Raw genomic sequence first — 19,491 nt, forward strand, 5'->3', positions numbered from 1 at the left:
ATCGTTTGGTCAAAAATCGGATTTCGTCAAGGTCGTTTTCGCAGCTTCAGGCGACCTTAGCATCGTCTGTTGGCACAATATTGAAATTACTGCTGAACACATTGTGCTCGTCATAGCGGCGCTTGAGGCTGCGCAGGCGCGCCAGCGTGGCGGCAGGAAAGGCCTCGCGCAGCCGATCCGGATCCGGGTGGGTCTCGAAGTTGAAATACATGCCATTGAGATGCGGTCGGAGGCGGGCCCAGATGGCGTTGAGGCGCATTTCGGTATCCGGGGTGGCCGCTGCATTGAACGAGAAATTCTGCGTGCGATGAGCATAGGCCGTGGCATCGGCGGAGAGGTCGTTGACGGCGCCACCGACAGCGCGGAACTGCAGCATCGAGCTGGCGCGGGACGACAGCACCTCGGCCACGGCGGCGCCAATTTCGGGCGTGATGTGGTCGACCAGGCCCGATCGGCCGGACAATGAGCCACCACCGCCCTGGGGCCCGCCCTGCCACGGGATCAGCGCCGGATAGGGCGCGATATGGGCCTGCTGCTGCACCAGCGGACCGGCGCTGCCGAGCGGCGTCAGGGCCTCGGCTGCGGCATCGACATCGTCGCCGGCATAGACGGACACCGCCTGGGCCATGGGATTGCGCTGGCCGGGAAAGAGATAAAGGAAGCTGGTGATCTCGCGCGGCGCGGCTTCCACCAGCCGCCCCCAGTTCTGCACCAGGGCGCCGGCATCGCTGGCGTCGAAGACCTGGATGGCGCGGATGACATTGCCCAGTTCGGCGGCTTCGAACTCGAAGGCGGTGACCACGCCAAAGTTTGCTCCGGCGCCCCTGATGGCCCAGAACAGGTCCGGCTCATGCTCGGCGTCCGTGCGGACGATGCGACCATCGGCGAGGACGATCTCAGCCGCCACCAGGTGGTCGATGGTGAGGCCATGCTTGCGCGCTAGAAAGCCGAGGCCGCCCGAGGTGCCAAGGCCTCCCACGCCGACATCGCCATAATCGCCCGAGCTGATGGCGAGACCGTGCGGCGCCAGAGCCTCGGCCACCTGACCCCAGCGGGCACCCGGCCCGATGCGCACCCTCCGGCGGGCGCGGTCCAGCACGGTGATGGTGTCGAGCTTCCTGAGATCGATGACCACGCCGCCGTCATTGGTGGAGCGTCCGGAAATGCCGTGGCCGCCGCTGCGGATGGCCAGCGGCACATTCTGCCGGCGTGTAAAAAGCACGGCCTCCGCAACCTCTTCCGCTGAGCCGGGCCGCAGCACGATGCCGGGGCTGCCCGACCATAGATAGGTGTGGCGCACCGAGCCGTAGAGGCGGTCGCCCGGTTCGATGGCGTCCTTGGCGAGCGTCGCGGGCACGGCGTCATAGTCGATGCCGGGCGCCCGCTGCGCCCTGGCAGCGGCGCGCCGACCGAGCGGCGCCAGCAATGCCGGATTGGCGGCTCGGGCCTTGGCGACGGCAGCGCGGACGGCGGGAGCAATCTCCTGTCCCAGCGTCTTGAAGAGGTCCGGGTCCTCGCTGGCGACGATGAAGGTGGAAAATCCGTGCTCCAGCGCCAGGGCGGTCAGTTCCTCCACCCATTGGCTGGCCGGGCCGTTGAGAAAGCCCCCGTTGGTGGCGGCAAGGCTGACGCGACCGAGATTGAGCAGGCGGCGGATTTCGCGCGGATCACGACCGGCGGCGCGAGCAGCCTCGTCGATCAGCCGGTTGGACTCGGTGATGCCGGGCTCCTTGATATAGTCGTAGCTAGGGAGCCAGCCATCGGCCTTGGCGCCGGTCAAAGCCAGCATGCGCGGCTTGTAGGCGCCCAGCCAGATGCCGATGTCGTGTGTCGGCGCCGGACCGGCCCGGACGCCGGGGATGTCGTATTGCTTGCCCTTGTGCTTGAACATCTGGCCCGACCCGGTCCAGATGCCGCGCATGATGTCGATGGCTTCGCCGAGGGCCGTGACGCGCTCGCCGGTGGTGCGATCCGGTCCTCCCATGGATTTTATGGCATCGCCGAAGCCGCCGGCGCCGAGGCCCATCTCGAAGCGTCCGCCCGACAGGAGATCGATGCTGGCGCCCATCTTGGCGAGCACGGCAGGCGGGCGCAGCGGCAGGTTGGTGACATTGGCGGCGAGCCGGATGCGCTCGGTGCGCGCAGCCACAAAACTCATCAGCGCATAGACGTCGAGGAAGCCCGGATTATAGGGGTGATCCTGATAGGTCACGAGATCCAGCCCCGCCGCTTCGGCGGCTTGTGCCAGCGCCACGACCTGATCCGGGTCCTGGGCCGACGGCATGGCGAAGACGCCGAATTGCAGTTCGTGTCCATAGTCGGTCATTTTTCGTGCCTCTGGTTACAATTAGTAACTGGTATATGGGCGATGCCATATGCGGGCGCAAGCAGGCACCCGGCCTGCGCTGAGGCACATGGCCGTAACTGCGAGGCTTTGACCAAACGGTCAAAGATCGGTAATGCACGCGCAGATACGAGACGAGACCGAACAGAATGAAAGTCATCTTCGACACCGATCCGGGCATCGACGACGCCATGGCGCTGCTCTACCTGAGCAAGCTGCCGGAAATCGAACTGCTGGGCATCACGACAGTGGTTGGCAATGCCGACCTCGAGACGACTACCCGCAACGCCCTGTTCCTGCGCCAACAGTTCGGCATGACTGCGCCGGTGGTGCGTGGCGCGGGCAAGACGCTCGATGGGGTCGACAAGGCCGAGCCAGTGATCGTTCACGGGCTAAACGGTCTGGGTGAAATCGATATTCCCGCCGTGGACGAAACTGGTCTCCTCGCGGGGGAAGCCAGCCAGTTCATCATCGACACGCTCAAGGCCCATCCGGGCGAGGTGACCATTATCGCCGTAGGGCGCATGACCAACCTGGCTTTGGCCCTGCGTGCGGCGCCTGAGGTGGCCAAGCTTGCAAAGCAGGTCATCATCATGGGCGGCGCCTTCGGCTACCAGGGGCGCAGCGGCAACATGACCCCGGCCGCCGAGGCCAATATCCATGGCGACCCGGTTGCAGCGGACGAAATCTTCGCTGCCGAATGGTCGGTCGTGGTGGTGGGGCTGGACGTCACCCACGACATCATCCTCGACACAGACTACCTGGCGACGCTGTCGCGCGAAGTCGGAGAGAACGGCGAATTGCTGCGTCAGATGTGCGACCACTATGCCCGCTTCTACAAGGAAATCATGGGCCTTTCGGGCGTGGTCGGACATGACCTGCTGGCCGTGACCTACGCGCTTTATCCCGAATGGTTCGAGACCCGCCGCGGGCCGATCCTCGTGCAGCGAGACGGCATCGGCGTCGGCCAGACCATCCAGATGCCCGAAACCCGCAAGGGCGGTCACCCCGCATGGGCCGGCAGGCCGTCGCAGACCATCTGCATCGGCGTCGCTGCCGAAAAAGTGCTGGAGCATTTCCGGGCCACTGTCGCGCGCTAGCGCCTCGGTCAAATGTGATGACCGAGATTAACCCAGATCATTGCGTCCCCACGGAAACTACGTAGTGTCTTTTCCGGGAGTGGACGCCTTGATGATCAACCATGACGACAAACCCGGCTTTGGCGAAGCCGGCCAGCGCAGTTTTGCGCTTGATGACGCCATCGCCTTTCAGGATTTGATGCTTGGTATCTACGGGGCCAGTTGCGCCGTGACCGGCAAGAGTGAGCAGGGGGTGGAGCTGTTCCTCTTCCAGCCGCTCAGTCATGGCGGGCAGATGGTTGCCGGCAATGCCGTTGTGGTCGAGCCTGCGGTCGCGAGCCTGCTGAGCCAGGGGCTCTTGCTGATCAGCGACGATTTCAGCGCCTATACGCCGCATCCCGAGCTTGTTGGCGTGGCTATCACTACAGAGACGCAGCGAGGCCGCCATATCCGCCTGCCCGAAGCGACGTCGCACTGGCCGGACAAGGCGATGCTGGCCTATCACCGGAGCCTGTTCCGCGCGCAATAGAGCCGTGCGTAACCGCACCGACGGGATGGAAAATGGAGGCCGGCATGAGCAACAATGCCGCCGCTTCCATTCCAGCCGACGGACCCATAGATGCCCTTTCCCGATCTCGTTCATCCCGCTCTCGGCGCTTATGAAAGCGCCGTCACCATGCCTGCGGATTTTGCCCGCTTCTGGCAGGAGACGCTGAGCGAGGCGCGCGCCGTCGGCGGCGCGGCCAGCATCGTGCCGGTGGAAACGACGCTAAAGACTGTGGAAGCGTTCGATGTGACCTTTCCCGGCTTCGGCGGACATCCGATCAAGGGCTGGCTGGTGCTGCCGCGGATGCGCGAGGGGCGGCTGCCGCTCCTGGTACAATATGTCGGTTATGGCGGCGGGCGCGGCTTTCCGCACGAATTGCTGCATTGGGCTTCCTCGGGCTTTGCCTATTTCCGCATGGACACCCGCGGCCAGGGTTCGGGGTGGAGCACCGGCGCCACGCCCGACCCGGTGGGCTCGACCAGCCAGATTCCCGGCGTCATGACCAAGGGCATCCTCGATCGGAACGACTATTACTACCGGCGTCTGTTCACTGACGGCGTGCGCGCCATTGACGCGCTGATTGGAGAAGATTTCGTCGATGCCGGGCGCGTGGCCGTATGTGGCGGCTCGCAGGGCGGAGGCATTGCTCTGGCCGTTGCCGGCATCGATGCCCGGGTCAAGGCGGTGATGCCCGACGTGCCCTTCCTTTGCGATTTTCCGCGCGCCACTCGCACTGCGGGCCGCGACCCCTATCTCGAAATCGTACGTTTTCTGGCCCAGCACCGGGACAAGAAGAGCCAGGTGTTTGAAACCCTGAGCTATTTTGATGGCGTCAACTTTGCCCGCCAGAGCAAGGCGGCAGCCTTGTTCTCCGTCGCGCTGATGGACGATGTCTGTCCGCCGTCGACCGTTTACGGCGCCTTCCGGGCCTTCGCTGGCAGCGACAAGACCATCGTGGACTACGAGTACAACAACCACGAGGGTGGACAGGCTTTCCAGGACCGGCAGCAGATGGATTGGCTCACGCAGCAGTTCGGCGTGTGAGGGTGGAAAATTGATGGGTGGAGTCGGAACCGCTTTTCTGCCTCCACCGTTGCCCGGCCATCGTCAAAATCCATGACAGGAGCTGGAGACAAATGGCTGAAAAGCAACTGGACGACCTCTTCCTCGACACGCTCAAGGACATCTACTACGCCGAGCGTCAGATCCTGAAGGCCCTGCCCAAGATGGCCAAGGCCGCCACTTCACCCGACCTCAAGGCCGGCTTCGAGCAGCACCTGGCCGAAACCGAAGCGCAGGTCGAGCGCCTGCAGCAGATCTTTGAAATCCTCGGCAAGCCGGCCCGCGGCAAGACCTGCGACGCCATTCTCGGCATTCTCGAGGAAGGCAAGGAAATCATGGAAGAATACAAGGGCACCCAGGCCCTCGACGCAGGCCTCGTATCCGCGGCGCAGGCCGTCGAGCACTATGAGATCGCCCGCTACGGCACGCTGGCGACCTGGGCCAAGCAGCTCGGCCATACCGATGCGCTGAACCTGCTGCTCGAAACGCTCAAGGAAGAAGAAGCCACCGACCAGAAGCTCAGCCAGCTCGCCAAGGTCTCGGCCAATATCAAGGCCGCTGCCTGATCTGGTCGGGGTGCGGCGGTGTTGAAGAATACGGCGCTGGCGGAACGTATGCGCCAGACGGCCTACTTCATGTGGGAGCAGGATGGCCGCCCCGAGGGCACGGCTATGGCCTATTGGCTGCGCGCCAAGGAGGCGCTGCTGCGCGAAGTGGCTTATGACCGCTGGCTGGCCGAAGGCACGCCTGCGGGCCGCTCCGACCAGAACTGGCACGACGCCGAGCGCGAACTGGACGAGAAATGAAAACGGGCCCCATGGGGCCCGTTTTCGTCATTACCCGCAAAGTGCGAGGGATTGGCAGACGCGCTTACTTGGCGCGTTCGACGTAGGAATTGTCGTCGGTCAGGATGACGATGCGGGTGCCGGCGTCGATATGCGGGGGCACCATGACGCGCAGGCCATTGTTGAGCACGGCGGGCTTGTAGGACGAAGAGGCCGTCTGGCCCTTCACGACCGGCTCGGTCTCGACGATCTCGAAGGTCATGCGCTGGGGCAGTTCCATGGAGAGGGCGATGCCCTCATGGGTCATCAGGTGCACCTTCATGCCATCCGAGAGGTAGGCCTTCTGGTCGCCGATGACGTCGTCGGACACCACAAGCTGTTCGTAGGTCGAGGGCTCCATGAAGTGGTGGCCTTCGCCGTCCGAATAGAGATAGTCGTATTCGCGATCATCGACATCGGCCTTTTCGACCATTTCGACGGTGCGCCAGCGGCCGATGACCTTCACGCCATCGGAAATGCGGCGCATGGTGACGTTGGTCACCGAATTGCCCTTGCCGGGATGCACGTTCTCGGCCGTAAGCACGACGTGCAGGTTACCGTCCTGCTCGACCACATGGCCCTTGCGCAGGGACGAGGCGATGACCTTGACCATAATTCTTCCTTGTTCGTTTCGCTGGCGCGGTCTAGAGGCAGGGCCGTCCGGGCGCCGGTATTCGTATCTGTGGTGCGCCCGATACAATATTCCGCGCCCTTTCGCCAGACCGGACGGCAAGAAACCCGACAATGAGCGCTTCTAGCACATCGCCCTGGTGGCACCCCGAGCGGCATGCCGACCGCCGCACGCTGCTGCTGGCGCGGGCGCGCTTCGACGCGGCCGTGCGCCAGTGGCTGGGCGAGCGCGATTTTCTCGTCGTCGATCCCCCCGGCCTGCAGCGCTCGCCGGGCAACGAAACGCATCTGCATGCCTTTTCCGCCGAGATGATCGGCAATGACGGGGCGGGGCAGGCCATGTATCTGCACACCTCTCCCGAATTCACCATGAAGAAGCTGCTGGCCGCCGGAGAAAAGCGGATCGCCAGCCTCCAGCATGTGTGGCGCAACCGTGAGCGGTCGGCACTGCACCACCCTGAATTCACCATGCTCGAATGGTATCGAGCGGGTGAGCCCTATGAGGCGATCATCGCCGATACGCTCGCCATTATCGCGCTGGCCGCCGAGGTGACCGGCATAAAACGGTTCGAATTCCGCGGGCGCATCTGCGACCCACGGGCCGAGGCGGAGCGGCTCAGCGTCGCCGAGGCATTCCAGCGCTTTGCTGACATCGACTTGCTCGTCACCATGGACGCGGAAGGCGTGCCCGACGATGCGGCGCTGGCGGCGCAGATGGAGCGCATCGGCATGGCGTTGCCGGATGACCGGCGTTGGAGCTATCTCTTTACCCATGTCCTCGTCGAGAAGGTCGAGCCGGAACTGGGCAATGGCCGCGTCACCGTGCTCGACCGCTATCCTGCCTGCGAGGCGGCCCTGGCGCGGCGCGTTCCCGGCGATCCCCGGGTGTCCGAGCGCTTCGAGGTCTATGCCTGCGGCGTCGAACTTGCCAACGGCTTTGGCGAACTGACCGACGCGGCCGAGCAGCGGGTCCGCTTCGAGGCCGAGATGGACGAAAAGCACCGTCTCTATGGCGAGCGCTATCCCGTGGACGAGGATTTCCTCGCAGCGCTGGATTACATGCCTGAGGCCAGCGGCGTTGCCCTGGGTTTTGACCGGCTCGTCATGCTGGCGACCGGGGCGCAACGGATCGAAGCAGTGCTTTGGGCACCGGTGGCGGAATGACTCTTCCTCTCACAAAGAAAGCGGTTTCATCGCCTCCCTCCCCCGTGAGGGGAGGGACCGAGGCTGGGGGTGTCGACGCCTTCACAAACTCGGAGCGCTTGTCCACCCCGACACCCCCACCCCCAACCCCTCCCCTCAAGGGGGAGGGGGGCGGCCCCGCGTCCGGCACGCCAATCAAATCCATTGATGCCCTCGTCGCTGCCGGACTGGTCGAACCCGATCCGACATTGCGCGCCGTCGCGGAAAAATACGCCATCGGCATCACGCCGGCCGTGCTCGATCTCATCGATTCCAACGACCCGGCCGACCCCATGGCCCGCCAGTTCGTGCCGACCCTTGCCGAGCTCATCACCACACCGGAAGAGCGCGCCGATCCGATCGGCGATCTGGCGCATTCGCCGATAGAGGGTATCGTGCACCGCTATCCGGACCGGGTGCTGCTCAAGGCCGTACATGTCTGCCCGGTCTATTGCCGCTTCTGCTTCCGCCGCGAAATGGTGGGTCCGCAGGGATTGGGCACGCTGACCAGTGCCGAGCTCGACGCGGCCATCGCCTATATCGCCGAGCGTGAGGAAATCTGGGAGGTCATCCTCACCGGCGGCGACCCGCTGGTGCTGTCGCCGCGCCGGTTGCGCGACCTGATGGAGCGGCTGGCAGAGATCGATCATGTGAAGATCGTGCGCTTCCACACGCGGGTGCCGGTGGTGGAACCCGAACGCATCGACGACGCCATGGTGGCGGCCCTGACGGCCAGCGGCAAGACCACCTACCTCGCCGTCCACGCCAATCATCCGCGGGAATTTTCGCCGGCCGCGAGGGCTGCGTTCCGGCGTCTGTCCGAGGGCGGCATTGTACTCATCAGCCAGTCGGTTTTGCTGAAGGGCGTCAATGACGATGTCGATACCTTGGCGGCGCTGATGCGCGGTTTCGTCGAAAATCGCATCAAGCCATACTACCTGCACCACCCGGACCTGGCGCCGGGCACCGGGCATTTCCGGGTCAGCGTCGAAAGCGGGCAGGCGCTTGTCGCGGCCCTGCGCGGACGCATATCCGGGCTCTGCCAGCCCACCTATGTGCTCGATATACCTGGCGGCCATGGCAAGGCCGACATCGGGGCCGCCTCAATTGTCGGCCGCGATGGATGCTTTACCGTCCGCGACTGGCAGGGCGGCGAACACGCCTACCCGCCAGGTGACGCGTGACTGAGCGTATGCTGCTCGGCGCGGGCCGGATGGCCGAGGTCTTCGCCGATGGCGAGGCCGTGCTCAAACTCTACCTGCCGGGTGTAGGCCCGGACATGGCGCGGCACGAGGCCATGGTGCTCGAAACGCTTCGCCCGCTGCCCATTCATGCGCCCGAGTCGCTCGGCGTCGTCGAGGTGGATGGCCGCTGGGGCCTCCGGATGAGCCGCATGGCCGGACGGCCGCTCGGCAGCCCGGAGCCCGGTGACGACCTCCCGGAGTTGATCCGTCGGTTTGCTGCCCTGCATCGGGACATGCTGGGCTGTCCAGGGGCAGGGCTGCCGCCTCTCTTTCCGCGCCTCGTCGAACGCATCGAGGGCACGGCTCTTCTGACCCGGGACGAACGCGTCCGCATCATCGCGCGATTGCGGGGACTGGCGGTAGGTGATCGGCTTTGCCACGGCGATTTTCATCCGCTCAATGTCATTATCGACGGCGAACACCTGGCGGTCATCGACTGGCTCGATGCCACGAATGGCCCGCCTGAAGCCGACATCGCCCGGTCCTACCTGATGGCGCGGCAATATTTTGCCGACCTGGCCGAAGTCTATCTCGATGGCGTGCTGGAGCAGGGGAGCGTGACCCGGCAGACAGTGCTGGACTGGCTGCCGGTGGTCGCCGCGGCGCGGCTGGCGGAAAACATAGCCCAGGAGCTCGATATGCTCCTCGTGCTTTGCCGGTCCGTCTGAGACCCGCGTTGCGTCAGTCGACGACGCGCGGATCGACATCCTTTGAATAGTCGACGCCGCCGACCGCAAAGCCGAACAGCTTGAGGAACTCGATCCGGTACTTGGGCAGGTCGGCGAGCTCGGCAAGGTTCTCGGTATCGAGCTTTTCCCAGCGGCTCTTCAGTTCCGCCTGCATGGCTTCCGAGAGTTCCCAGTCGTCGACGCGGATGCGCTCGGCTTCGTCGAGCACGATGGTGCCCTGCAGCTTGTCGCGGAACAGGCGATCGATCTGCTGGATCGGGCCTTCGCCCAAGCCCATTTCGTCCTCGACCTTGATCAGCAGCGTGCCATAGAGCGGCACCACCGGAATGGCGGAACTGGCCTGGGTAACAACGGCCTTGAGGGCCACGACATGGGCGGCATTCTCGCCGTGCTGGGCGCGGATGGCGGCCGCGGCGCGGTCGAGATCGCCCTTGGCCTTGCCCAGGGTGCCCTTGTGGTAGATCGGCCAGGTCAGCTCGGACCCAAGATAGGTATAGTTGAGCGAAGCAAAATTCTTGGCCAGCACGCCCGCTTCCGAAAGCGCCGCGATCCAGAGTTCCCAATCCTCGCCGCCCATGACCTTGACGGTGGCGGCGGCCTCTTCTTCGGTGGCCGGCTCGACGGTGACTGTCGAAACCTCGCCCGTGCCGGTATTGAGGGTCTTGGAGGTGACCTGCGACCCATAGGGCTTGATGGCCGAGCGGTAGGTGACGCCGTCCCTGGGATCGGTGCGCACCGGGGAGGCCAGCGAATAGACGATGAGATCGACCTGGCCCAACGTTTCCTTGATGGCTTCGATCGTCTGCGCCTTCACCTCATCGGAAAACGCATCGCCCTCGATGGTCACGGCCTTCGAACCGGCGGCGCGGGCGCGGTTCTCGAAAGCGCGATTGTTGTACCAGCCGGCCGAGGCGGGCTTGGTCTCGCCCGGTTCGCGTTCAAAGGAGACGCCCACCGTATCGGCGCCGCTGCCGAAGGTGGTGACGATGCGCGAGGCCAGGCCATAACCGGTCGAGCAGCCGAGAACGAGGACGCGCTTGCGGTCGGACGGGATCGGCCCCTTGATCACCACATGGTCGATCTGTCGCTGCACATTGGTGGCGCAGCCCGTGGGATGGGCGGTGGTGCAGATAAAGCCGCGGATCTTGGGCTCGATGATCATGGGATTTTCTCCTCGTGTTCTCTGCCAATAGCCCGGATGCACATGCAATTCCAGACATCAGCCGATGTTTTGCCTGCACCCTTGACGGGAACCAATTCGCGCTTATATGGTTCATTAGTCAAGTGATGAACCAGTGAGGTAAACGTGTTCAGCGACCACGTTCCGATATACAGGCAGATCGGGGATCGCATCCGCGCCGATATCGTGACCGGCACGTTGGGTGCGGATCAACAGGTCATGTCCACCAATCAGTATGCAGCCTTCTACGGCATCAATCCGGCCACGGCGGCCAAGGCCTTCCAGGAACTGATCGACGAGGGCCTGCTCTACAAGCGCCGCGGGGTCGGCATGTTCGTCAGCCCCGAGGCACAGGCCAAGCTCCTGGGCGAACGGCGGGCGCAATTCTTCACTGAGCATGTCGCGCCGATGATCGCGGAAGCCAAGGCGCTGGGCATTTCACTCGACGAGGTGGCCGACCAGGTTCGCGCCGCCGCCGCTGAACCGACCAAGAAGGATCCCTCATGACCCTTTCCCTCGATATCCAGAACCTCACCATGCGCTTTGGCGACGTGGTTGCGGTGGACAAGCTCTCGCTGCGCCTCGAAGGCGCCGGTTTTGCGGCCTGCTCGGGCGCAATGGATCGGGCAAGACCACGCTGCTTTCGGCCGTGGCCGGCCTGCGCCGCCCCGATGGAGGAGAGGTGCTGGTCGATGGGGCGCCGGTCTTTGACAACGAGGCAGCCACGAGCCAGATCTGCCTTATCCGGGAGAGTGGCGACATGGTCGACAGCACGGAAACCGTCGGCTACGCGCTCGAATTTGCGGCCGACATGCGCCCGTACTGGTCCGAGGCTGTCGCCGGCAACATGCTGGAAAAGTTCCGGCTCGACCGCAAAAAGAGAGTCAGCGCCCTGTCGCGCGGGCAGCGTTCGGCCCTGGCCTCGACCTTGGGTCTGGCCGCACAGGCGCCGCTGACCATTTTCGACGAAGCCTATCTCGGCATGGATGCGCCTACCCGCTACGCCTTTTACGACGCGCTCCTGGCCGACTACATGGATAATCCGCGGCTCATTGTCCTTTCCACGCACCTCATCGAGGAAGTGGCGCGGCTGTTCTCAGACATCATCATCATCGATGCCGGGCGTCTGGTGCTGCGCGAGGATGCCGAGACCCTGCAGGGGCGCGGGGCTACGCTGGTAGGGCCGCGCGATGCGGTGGACCGTGCGACGGCGGGGCTGCGCGTGCTCTCGACGCGTGACCTGGGCCCGACGCGCTCTGTCGCCGTCTATGGCGAACTGGCTGATGTCGGCCAGCGTGCCCGCGCCGAAAACCTCGAAATGGGGACCATGCCCATCCAGGACATCTTCGTTCACCTCACCAGCGAGGGAGACCAGAAATGACGACCGCACAAAGACTGCCCAAGGGCTTTGCCCTATTTCCCAAACGCCTTCTCGTGGAGCAAGGCCTGTTTGCCGGCATGGTCTGGGCCGGCTTTTCGCTGGTCATGCTGATCATTCCGGTCGTGGTGTCGTTCTTCCGGCCCATCGAGGTCAGCGGCTGGGGGTTCGGTCTGGGCATAGCGCAATGGTATGTGCTGGCAATCGGCTGCTACGTGGGCTGGCAGATGTTCGAATTGCACGTCATGCACGGGCAGAGCCGGCGCGGGTTTCTGAAATCGGCCTTTATCTTCACGCTGCTGTTTTCGGCCCTGGTCGCGGCCCTCTGCGTCGTGACCTTCCTGCCCGAGGCGCTAATCTACGGCACGGCAGGCTGGCCGCAGGTTCTCGACGACAACCGGCTCTACGATGGCCCGTTCGATTTCCCGATGCTGTTCCTGCATGGCTGGCTGACCTTCGCGCTCTATGGCGCCGGCGGCCTGTTCTTCGGCGTGGCCTTTTATCGCAACTCGGCCCTGGCGACGCTCTGCGTTCCGGCTGTGCTGGCTGTGTCCTGGATCGCAGGCCTCGGCATGGCCAGCACCGATGGCCCATTGCAGTTCCTGGTTCGCGAAGGCGTGGTGCCGTCCGAGCCCAATGCCCTGCTCGCTACCGTATTACATGTGCTCTGCGTCGCCGTGCTCTTCGGCGGGGCCTGGATGTTCGGCCGCGATGCCGCGATCCGGAAGAAGGCGGCCTAGCCGCCTTCAATCCACCTTGGCGGGGCCAGCCGGGAATATCCCCGACATCACGGTAAAGCCCGGTATGCGGCGGACGCGGTCGGTCCAGCGGCGGAGGGCGGGATAGTCCTGGCGCGAAATGCCACCTTCCTCGCTCAGCATCACATAGGGGAAGCAGGCAATGTCGGCGGTGGTCGGGTGGGCCGGCGAGCAAAGCCAGTCGCGGCCGGCCTTTTCCCCGAACCACAGATGCTCGTCCATCAGCCGGAAGATGCGGTGGGCACCCCGCTGGCTTTTCTCGATATTGAAATTGTAGTCATAACCGAGGGCGAGACGGGCGGCGGAGCTGGTGGAGGTGATGTCGTCGGCCACGGCATGCCAACGCAACACCTCGGCGGTGATTGCCGGATCGTCCGGGAACCACAGGCCCGAGGTGTCATATTTTTTCGCGAGGTAAGCGAGGATGGCGCCAGAGTCCGAGAGGACCAGGTCGTCATCCTTCAGCACCGGCAATTGCCCGAACGGGTTCAGCCTGAGGAACCAGTCGGCCTTGTGCTGGCGGCCGGGAAAGAAATCCACCGGCACGATGTCATAGGGCAGGTTGAGGATGCTCATCAGCAGTCGCAGCTTGTAGCAATTGCCGGAGAGCTCGAAGTCGTAAAGGGTGATCATGGGGTCACCAGATTGCCGTTTGCCGTCATTGCCCGGCTCGACCGGGCAATCCATGCCGCAAACGCGGAATGCGAGGAGAGATGGATCACCCGGTCAAGCCGGGTGATGACGAAGGAGGGGATGGGAAGGGTGATTGCTCGAAGACCTAGGCTTCTGACCGGCACGGCGTCATCCCCGCGAAAGCGGGGACCTCTGTCTGCGGACCAACAGGGGTTCCCGCTTTCGCGGGAATGACCCGGTGGGTTTGAACGGTCCCGGATGACGGCTGCGCCAAAAATCTGCCGCACCATCATATATCCAGCACCAGTCGATCCGACTTCGCGCGGCTGACGCAGGTCATCATGCAGGTGTTGGAGGCCTTCTCGGTCTTGTTGAGATAGACGTCCTGGTGGTCGACCTCCCCTTCCATGACCGTAGTGAGACAAGTGCCGCAGGCGCCCTGTTCGCAGGATGAGGGGACGGTTAGGCCGGCCTCGCGCATGGTTTCGAGAATGGTCTTTCCGGCCGGCACATGCAGGGTCATGGCCGAGCGCGCCAGTTCCACGTCGAAGGCGCTCGATGAGTCGATGACCTTGTCGTTCTGGAAGTATTCGAAATGCACGGCCTCGTCGGGCCAGCCCAGGTCCGCGGCCACCTGCTGCACCATTTCGAGCATGGCGCCGGGGCCGCAGATATAGACGTGGTTGGCGAACTGATACGGCCCCATCACTGCGGCCACCTTGGCGCGGATGGCGTCGCGGGCTAGGCCGGCATGCCGCTCGACATGGCCATGGAGCACACCCAGTTCGCTCGAAAAGGCGGCGCTTTCATCGTTGCGGGTAAAGTAGTGCAGCTCGTAGGGAAGGCTAGACTTGTCTAGGAAACGCGCCATCGACAGTAGCGGGGTGATGCCGATGCCGCCGGCAATCAGCACGGTGCGGGTGGCGTCGCGCCTGAGCGGGAAATTGTTGCGCGGCTCGGAAATCTGCAGGAGGTCACCCTCCCGCACCGTCTCGACCAATACTTTCGATCCGCCCTTGGATGCGCTCTCGGCCTTGACGCCGATGACGTAGCGCGAGAGGTCGCCGGGGCCATTGGTCAGCGAATATTGCCGCACGAGGCCATTGGGCAGGTGCACGTCGATATGGGCGCCAGGCTGGAAAGTTGGCAGGTGCTTGCCGTCGCGATCGGCCAGTTCGAAGCCGATGACGCCATCTGCCGACTGCCATTTGCGCTTCACCACGACCGTCAGGGTATTGCCGCGCGGCACCGCAATGTCGGGCATGGTGGAAAGGTCCGCCGAGACCTTTTCGAATACCGGCTGCAGCGGTTCGGGCGCCGGCTTCCTGGCCGCGGCGCGTTCGAGCCGGTCCCGCAGCTTGGTCAGCAACTCGTTGTAGTGGCGAAGCGTCGCCAGCTCGTCGGCAGGCTTTTCGGGCAGGAGACCGCGGATGACCGCGCGACCCGCATCGACCGGCTGCACGAACCAGGTGACGCCACCGACGCGCACCACCAAGGCGGGCAGGAGGTCGGCCGGCTCGTCATCGGGCGCAAGCCGGGCGAGTCCGGCCACCACGTCCTCGGGTGTGGCATTGACCGGCATGGGCCGAAGCGCGAACCAGTCGTGTCCGTCCGAACCAGGGAAGGGTGCATAGGCCTGGTCGTCATTGGCGGCCGACCAGATGAGGCCAAAGGCCTCGCGAATGGGATATTTGCGGTTCTCAATACGGCGGGCCGGGGCATCCGCGGGGTGGGCGGGAATATAGGTGCAGCCTGCCGACTGGTTGGCATAGCGCCAGCCATGATACTGGCACTTGAGCTCCTGGCCCTCATTGATGCCTATGGAAAGCCGCACGCCACGGTGGAGGCACCGGTTCTCCCAGACGTTCACATTGCCATCGTCGGCGCGCCAGACGGCGAGCTCGCGGCCAAGAAGCTGGCCCTGGTAGACGTGGCGAAAGGGTAGGTCCTCGCTCGAGGCGATGGGATACCAATTGGGGTCGGAGAGACTGAGGGGCATGGTTCATCCGAGGTTTGATCGCGCCACGATCAGCTTCGGCTCAATCGCAGTCCTGGCGTACGGGACTGGATCTGACTCCCTCCCCTTGACGGGGAGGGTTGGGTGGGGTGTGCAACGGACTCAGTGCCCGCCAATCCCCCACCCAGCTTCGCTACGGCCTAGCGGGCCTAGCTCCGCTACCCTCCCCGCAAGGGGGAGGGAGGGCGCCGGTGGGCGCCAAACTAAGAGGCCTGCGGAATCACCCCATAGGTAATCCCCTTCTGGCTCAGCCAGCGGCGATAGGCGATGGCGCTCTTGTCGGCGCGGATCGGGGTTTCCGAGCGCGGGTCGAGCGGCAGTTTCTTGGGGTACTGGTTTTCGAGGATCGGCTTGTCCTGGCCGAAAATCGTCTGCTGAAAGCGCCGCAGATCGGTGATGGTGGATGTCGAGTCGATCATCGATTGCAGGAGATGGGCGCGGCAGCGTTCCTCGGTCATGGGCTGGAGGAAAATGCCGATGACGTCGCGGCGTGTCTCGTCCTCGGGGCAGGACTTGTAGAGCACCGAGCAGAACGGATGCGGTACGCGGTAGACATATTCCACTTCCATCGCGCCGACGGCCGACTTGGCGGCCATGGGCTGGATGAAGCGGCATTTTGTGGCCAGAACTTCGTCGCGCTCTTCCGAAACCTCGACGTCGTATTCCTTGACCTCGGTATGCGGCTCGGACCCCAGAATGTCAGTATGGACATAGGGGAAATGACCCATGTCGAGGAAGTTTTCCACCGCCCGGGGCGCCGAGACGTGGATGCCGATGGAGCCGCAACTCATGTTGACGCGGTCGGGCTCGGCGAATTCGGGGATCGGGAACAGCTCGGCATCGGGCGTGCCGAGGCAGGTCCAGGTATAGCCATAGGCGGTGCGCACCGGCAGGCGCTCGAGCACGGAATCGGCGTCGATCTCGTCCCCGTTTTCCTCGTCCGTGCGCAGCCACACGACGGGCTCGCCATCGCTGCCACGGGTCAGCGCCAGGCGTGTATCGAGCAGCAGCGTGGTTTCGACGAGGCCGATAGGCAATTCATCGGTGGCAGCGACCACGTGCCAGAGGTTGCGCGTGATCGGATCGGGAGCTTGGGGCATGGGGCAGTCTCAACTTTGTCACATGAGCATAAACCCATGGGCGAGGTGTGCCAGCATAAAGTTGCGGACGGGCCATGCGTTGGGGGCATGGGGCTGTTATACCCTCTGCAACGTCATCCCCGCGAAAGCGGGGACCTCCGTTTGCGGACCCTGCGGCAACAGGGGTTCCCGCTTTCGCGGGAATGACGCCGGGGAGGAAAGAGTTACAAATGGCTATCGATAACGCTGCACGCTTCGACGCAGACCTGTTGCGACAGCGCGTCGACGAGCGCCTCGCCGAGGCCGGCGCCAGTGCCGAGTCCCGGCAGGCGGCCGTCAAGGCGATGCTCCATGCCTCGCTGGTTGGCGTTGACAGCCATGGCGTGCGGCTGGTCGCGCATTATTGCCGCATGCTGGGTGGTGGCCGCCTCAACAAGAATCCGCAACTGACCGTGGAAAAACGCGGCGCCGGTAGCGCCACCGTCCATGGCGACGACGGGCTCGGCCACTATGCGGCCTACAAGGCGGTCGAAGTGGGCATGGAGCTGGCCCGCGAGGCCGGGGTCGGTGCGGTCGGAGTCAAGCATTCCTCGCATCTGGGTGCGGCCGGCGCCTATGCGCTGGCAGGGGCCGAAGAGGGGTTTGTCACCTTTGCCACCACCAATACCGATTCGGTCGTGGCGCTATTCGATGGCGCGCAAAAATTCCACGGCACCAATCCGCTGGCCTTTGCCGCGCCGGTGCCTGGGCAAAGACCGTGGCTGCTCGACATGGCGACGAGCTCCATACCGCTCAACCGGGTGATGCTTCATCGCTCGCTCGACAAAGCCCTGCCCGAAGGCGTGGCGGCGACATCGGCGGGCGAACCCACGACCGATCCGCATGAGGCCGAGATGCTGTTGCCCCTGGGCGGGGTCGACTATGGCTACAAGGGCGCCGCGCTGGCTGGCGTCGCGACGCTGTTTTCGGCGCTGCTCAACGGTACCACGCTGGATGCCGATTTCCTGCCCATGTATGGCGGCGACGATATTTCGACGCCCCGCAATATGGGCCATTTCGTGCTGGTCATCGATCCGGACAAGTTCGCCGGCCGCGCCCTGTTCGGGGCGGCAATGGCGCAGTATCTGGCGAGCCTGCGCGGCTCGGCGGTGCGCGAGGGCGGCACGGTGATGGCGCCGGGCGATCGCGAATGGGCGGAGATGGACGCCCGCCGGGCGCGGGGCATTCCCGTCGATCCGGATACGGTCAGGTTTCTGGGGCTTTGAGCGTGTTGCCGTCGGCGTCGATATCGGGGCCGACATAGGCAATGGTACTGGGGTAGATCGGCCCCTCGACATTGTCGGCACCGAAAACGGCGCGGAGCTCCGCGACGATCTCGTCGCCTTCGCGCCGGTGACGCGCCTCGTCCTCGCGATCCTCGAACACGGCCGTGAACGTGTCGCGCGTGCCGTCGAAGGTCATGGTCCACCAATGGATGCGGTTGGCCAGCTCGTCCGGCACATAAAGGTCGGGCTGGCAGTCCTCGTCGGTGTCGGCGTCGATCAGCCCATAGCAGCCCCAGCGCGGCTCGAGCCGCACACGCGTCACGACGGGGATGGGCCCGGGATCGGGATAGTAGATGTCGTCCTCTTCGTCGTCGGGCGGGAAGGCCATGCCCGGGGACTTTGCCTTCCAGAACAATTGCCGGCCGAAGGCGAAGAGCAGGAAGAGCCCGGCAGCCGGCGCTGCCAGAGCCCAGGGATCGAGCCAGGGCCGCAGGAGACCCGCCGAAGCCGCCGCAACCACACCCAAGGTCGCCACCGCATAGAGAAGCGCGGCATTGATGGTCTGCCGGCGTCCTTTTTCCTCATCCGCATTTTCGGGCGGATAGGCGGTTCGCGCCCAGACCAGGTAGAAGGCCTGGGTGCCGAGGCCCACAAGGAACAGCGGCACGGCCCAGAGGCTCAGCGCCATCAGCGCGCCGCCGCCCATGGCTATGGCCAGCGCCGAGACGGTCCACAGGGCGCGCCGTTGCCCTTCCCGCGCCGGCTGCGGTTCGAGGGTGAGCGCGCTCAGCATCAGGTCCATCATCCGGTCCGAGACGGCGCCATGCATGGCCAGGAACCCGGCCAGCACATAGAAGACGCCGACCATGCGGAGCCCGATTTCGAGCGCGGTGAGCATCATTCCTCGGCGGGCGGAGTGTATTCGGCTTCCTTGCCGACCAGCTTGTCGCCCTGGATTTCGAGGCTGATCACCGCCGAGCCACCGCTGGGGCAGCAATTGCCATCGTCACCCTGCCAGAGCGAAGTGCGGGCGACATAGCCGGACCATGGATTGGAAAAGTCGAACTGGACGCCTTTCCAGATTTCCTTGCCCTCGGGCAGCTCGACGCCGTCGAGCCAGGTGCCCATGTTGATGCTGGTCCAGGTCGTGCCGTCTTCCTCGAGCCGGTAGAGCCGGTCGGTGTTGAACACGCCGGTGCCCTGCGAATAGCCGGGCACATGCAGCACATTGTCCTCGTTGAAAACGGGCACTTGGTAAAAGCCCTCGAAGCCGCTGTCGAGGAGGGTCCAGCCCTCGCCATCGTGCCGGAACAGCACGAAGCCGCCGATGACGCCGTCATCAGGGGTCGAGCCGGCCTGGGTCTGCCAGGCGATCAGCGGCTGGCCCTCGGCATCGCTGTAGTCGGCGCGGTTGAAATAGCCGGCCGTCAGCACCTTGCATTCGTCGAGTGCGGTTTCGAGGCAGGTATCGCCGATGGATTTGAGCGAGACCTGGGCAAAGGCCGGTGTGGCGAAGAGGGCGGCGAGCGGGAGAAGTCGGGCGAGCGTGGGCAGCATGAAGTCCTCCTGATGGGGACGCA

General features: G+C 64.4%; 20 protein-coding genes. 12 read left to right on the forward strand and 8 right to left on the reverse strand.

The window, feature by feature from the left end; translation table 11 throughout:
- Positions 1-46: 46 nt before the first annotated feature.
- Positions 47-2,326: an LLM class flavin-dependent oxidoreductase gene (locus JEQ47_RS00560; RefSeq protein ID WP_198874443.1), complete on the reverse strand. Its 2,280-nt coding sequence runs from the start codon at positions 2,324-2,326 to the stop codon at positions 47-49.
- Positions 2,327-2,493: 167 nt separating this feature from the next.
- Between JEQ47_RS00560 and JEQ47_RS00565 the strand changes: the two genes are divergently transcribed.
- The 5 genes from JEQ47_RS00565 (at position 2,494) to JEQ47_RS00585 (ending at position 5,838) form a co-directional block, all read left to right on the forward strand.
- Complete coding sequence (locus tag JEQ47_RS00565; protein WP_198874444.1) at positions 2,494-3,444, forward strand: nucleoside hydrolase; 951 nt, start codon at positions 2,494-2,496, stop codon at positions 3,442-3,444.
- A gap of 91 nt (positions 3,445-3,535) precedes the next feature.
- Complete coding sequence (locus JEQ47_RS00570; RefSeq protein WP_198874445.1) at positions 3,536-3,952, forward strand: hypothetical protein; 417 nt, start codon at positions 3,536-3,538, stop codon at positions 3,950-3,952.
- 90 nt (positions 3,953-4,042) lie between these two features.
- Positions 4,043-5,014 (forward strand): acetylxylan esterase, encoded by a 972-nt coding sequence (locus JEQ47_RS00575; protein WP_198874446.1) that lies wholly within the window; start codon positions 4,043-4,045, stop codon positions 5,012-5,014.
- 92 nt (positions 5,015-5,106) lie between these two features.
- Positions 5,107-5,598, forward strand: coding sequence for a YciE/YciF ferroxidase family protein (locus JEQ47_RS00580; protein WP_198874447.1), 492 nt, complete (start codon positions 5,107-5,109; stop codon positions 5,596-5,598).
- An 18-nt stretch (positions 5,599-5,616) separates the two neighbouring features.
- Positions 5,617-5,838 carry a DUF2934 domain-containing protein gene (locus JEQ47_RS00585; protein WP_198874448.1) on the forward strand — a complete coding sequence of 74 codons (222 nt, stop codon included), beginning with the start codon at positions 5,617-5,619 and terminating at the stop codon, positions 5,836-5,838.
- Between the two features lie 64 nt (positions 5,839-5,902).
- Here JEQ47_RS00585 and efp read toward each other — a convergent pair whose 3' ends face one another.
- The gene (efp, locus tag JEQ47_RS00590; protein ID WP_198874449.1) at positions 5,903-6,469 is read right to left on the reverse strand and encodes an elongation factor P; all 567 of its coding nucleotides are present in this window, start codon (positions 6,467-6,469) and stop codon (positions 5,903-5,905) included.
- 131 nt (positions 6,470-6,600) lie between these two features.
- Between efp and epmA the strand changes: the two genes are divergently transcribed.
- The 3 genes from epmA to JEQ47_RS00605 all read left to right on the forward strand — a co-directional run bounded on the left by epmA (position 6,601) and on the right by JEQ47_RS00605 (position 9,580).
- Positions 6,601-7,650, forward strand: coding sequence for an EF-P lysine aminoacylase EpmA (epmA, locus tag JEQ47_RS00595; protein WP_198874450.1), 1,050 nt, complete (start codon positions 6,601-6,603; stop codon positions 7,648-7,650).
- A 173-nt stretch (positions 7,651-7,823) separates the two neighbouring features.
- A complete protein-coding gene (locus JEQ47_RS00600; protein ID WP_328768430.1) occupies positions 7,824-8,852 on the forward strand; it encodes a lysine-2,3-aminomutase-like protein in 1,029 nt (342 codons plus the stop codon).
- The gene (locus tag JEQ47_RS00605) at positions 8,849-9,580 is read left to right on the forward strand and encodes an aminoglycoside phosphotransferase family protein (RefSeq protein ID WP_198874452.1); all 732 of its coding nucleotides are present in this window, start codon (positions 8,849-8,851) and stop codon (positions 9,578-9,580) included. Before JEQ47_RS00600 ends, JEQ47_RS00605 begins: the two co-directional genes overlap by 4 nt.
- A 13-nt stretch (positions 9,581-9,593) precedes the next feature.
- Here JEQ47_RS00605 and fabV read toward each other — a convergent pair whose 3' ends face one another.
- Positions 9,594-10,763: an enoyl-ACP reductase FabV gene (gene fabV / locus JEQ47_RS00610; protein WP_198874453.1), complete on the reverse strand. Its 1,170-nt coding sequence runs from the start codon at positions 10,761-10,763 to the stop codon at positions 9,594-9,596.
- Positions 10,764-10,907: 144 nt separating this feature from the next.
- Here fabV and JEQ47_RS00615 point away from each other — a divergent pair, with 144 nt between their 5' ends.
- From JEQ47_RS00615 to JEQ47_RS00625, 3 genes are all read left to right on the forward strand, one after another.
- Positions 10,908-11,288: a GntR family transcriptional regulator gene (locus tag JEQ47_RS00615; protein WP_198874454.1), complete on the forward strand. Its 381-nt coding sequence runs from the start codon at positions 10,908-10,910 to the stop codon at positions 11,286-11,288.
- A 142-nt stretch (positions 11,289-11,430) separates the two neighbouring features.
- Positions 11,431-12,162 carry an ATP-binding cassette domain-containing protein gene (locus tag JEQ47_RS00620; RefSeq protein ID WP_328767780.1) on the forward strand — a complete coding sequence of 244 codons (732 nt, stop codon included), beginning with the start codon at positions 11,431-11,433 and terminating at the stop codon, positions 12,160-12,162.
- Complete coding sequence (locus tag JEQ47_RS00625; RefSeq protein ID WP_198874455.1) at positions 12,159-12,899, forward strand: hypothetical protein; 741 nt, start codon at positions 12,159-12,161, stop codon at positions 12,897-12,899. The genes JEQ47_RS00620 and JEQ47_RS00625 overlap by 4 nt, the downstream gene beginning before the upstream one ends.
- Before the next feature lie 6 nt (positions 12,900-12,905).
- Here JEQ47_RS00625 and JEQ47_RS00630 read toward each other — a convergent pair whose 3' ends face one another.
- From JEQ47_RS00630 to JEQ47_RS00640, 3 genes are all read right to left on the reverse strand, one after another.
- Positions 12,906-13,550: a glutathione S-transferase family protein gene (locus JEQ47_RS00630; RefSeq protein ID WP_198874456.1), complete on the reverse strand. Its 645-nt coding sequence runs from the start codon at positions 13,548-13,550 to the stop codon at positions 12,906-12,908.
- Positions 13,551-13,839: 289 nt separating this feature from the next.
- A complete protein-coding gene (locus tag JEQ47_RS00635; protein ID WP_198874457.1) occupies positions 13,840-15,549 on the reverse strand; it encodes a Rieske 2Fe-2S domain-containing protein in 1,710 nt (569 codons plus the stop codon).
- 221 nt (positions 15,550-15,770) lie between these two features.
- Positions 15,771-16,667, reverse strand: coding sequence for an aromatic ring-hydroxylating oxygenase subunit alpha (locus JEQ47_RS00640; protein ID WP_198874458.1), 897 nt, complete (start codon positions 16,665-16,667; stop codon positions 15,771-15,773).
- A gap of 209 nt (positions 16,668-16,876) precedes the next feature.
- Between JEQ47_RS00640 and JEQ47_RS00645 the strand changes: the two genes are divergently transcribed.
- Entirely contained in the window at positions 16,877-17,911 is a 1,035-nt protein-coding gene (locus JEQ47_RS00645; RefSeq protein ID WP_198874459.1) for an Ldh family oxidoreductase, read from the forward strand.
- Here the strand turns inward: JEQ47_RS00645 and JEQ47_RS00650 are convergent.
- Together JEQ47_RS00650 and JEQ47_RS00655 are read right to left on the reverse strand one after the other, a co-directional pair.
- Positions 17,892-18,809, reverse strand: a complete 918-nt coding sequence (locus JEQ47_RS00650; protein WP_198874460.1) for a carbon-nitrogen hydrolase family protein — start codon at positions 18,807-18,809, stop codon at positions 17,892-17,894. The two genes, JEQ47_RS00645 and JEQ47_RS00650, sit on opposite strands and share 20 nt — an antisense overlap.
- Entirely contained in the window at positions 18,809-19,468 is a 660-nt protein-coding gene (locus tag JEQ47_RS00655) for a hypothetical protein (protein WP_198874461.1), read from the reverse strand. The genes JEQ47_RS00650 and JEQ47_RS00655 overlap by 1 nt, the downstream gene beginning before the upstream one ends.
- Positions 19,469-19,491 lie beyond the last annotated feature (23 nt).

It is taken from the genome of Devosia sediminis (assembly GCF_016411825.1).
GTDB classification, from domain to species: Bacteria; Pseudomonadota; Alphaproteobacteria; order Rhizobiales; family Devosiaceae; genus Devosia; species Devosia sediminis.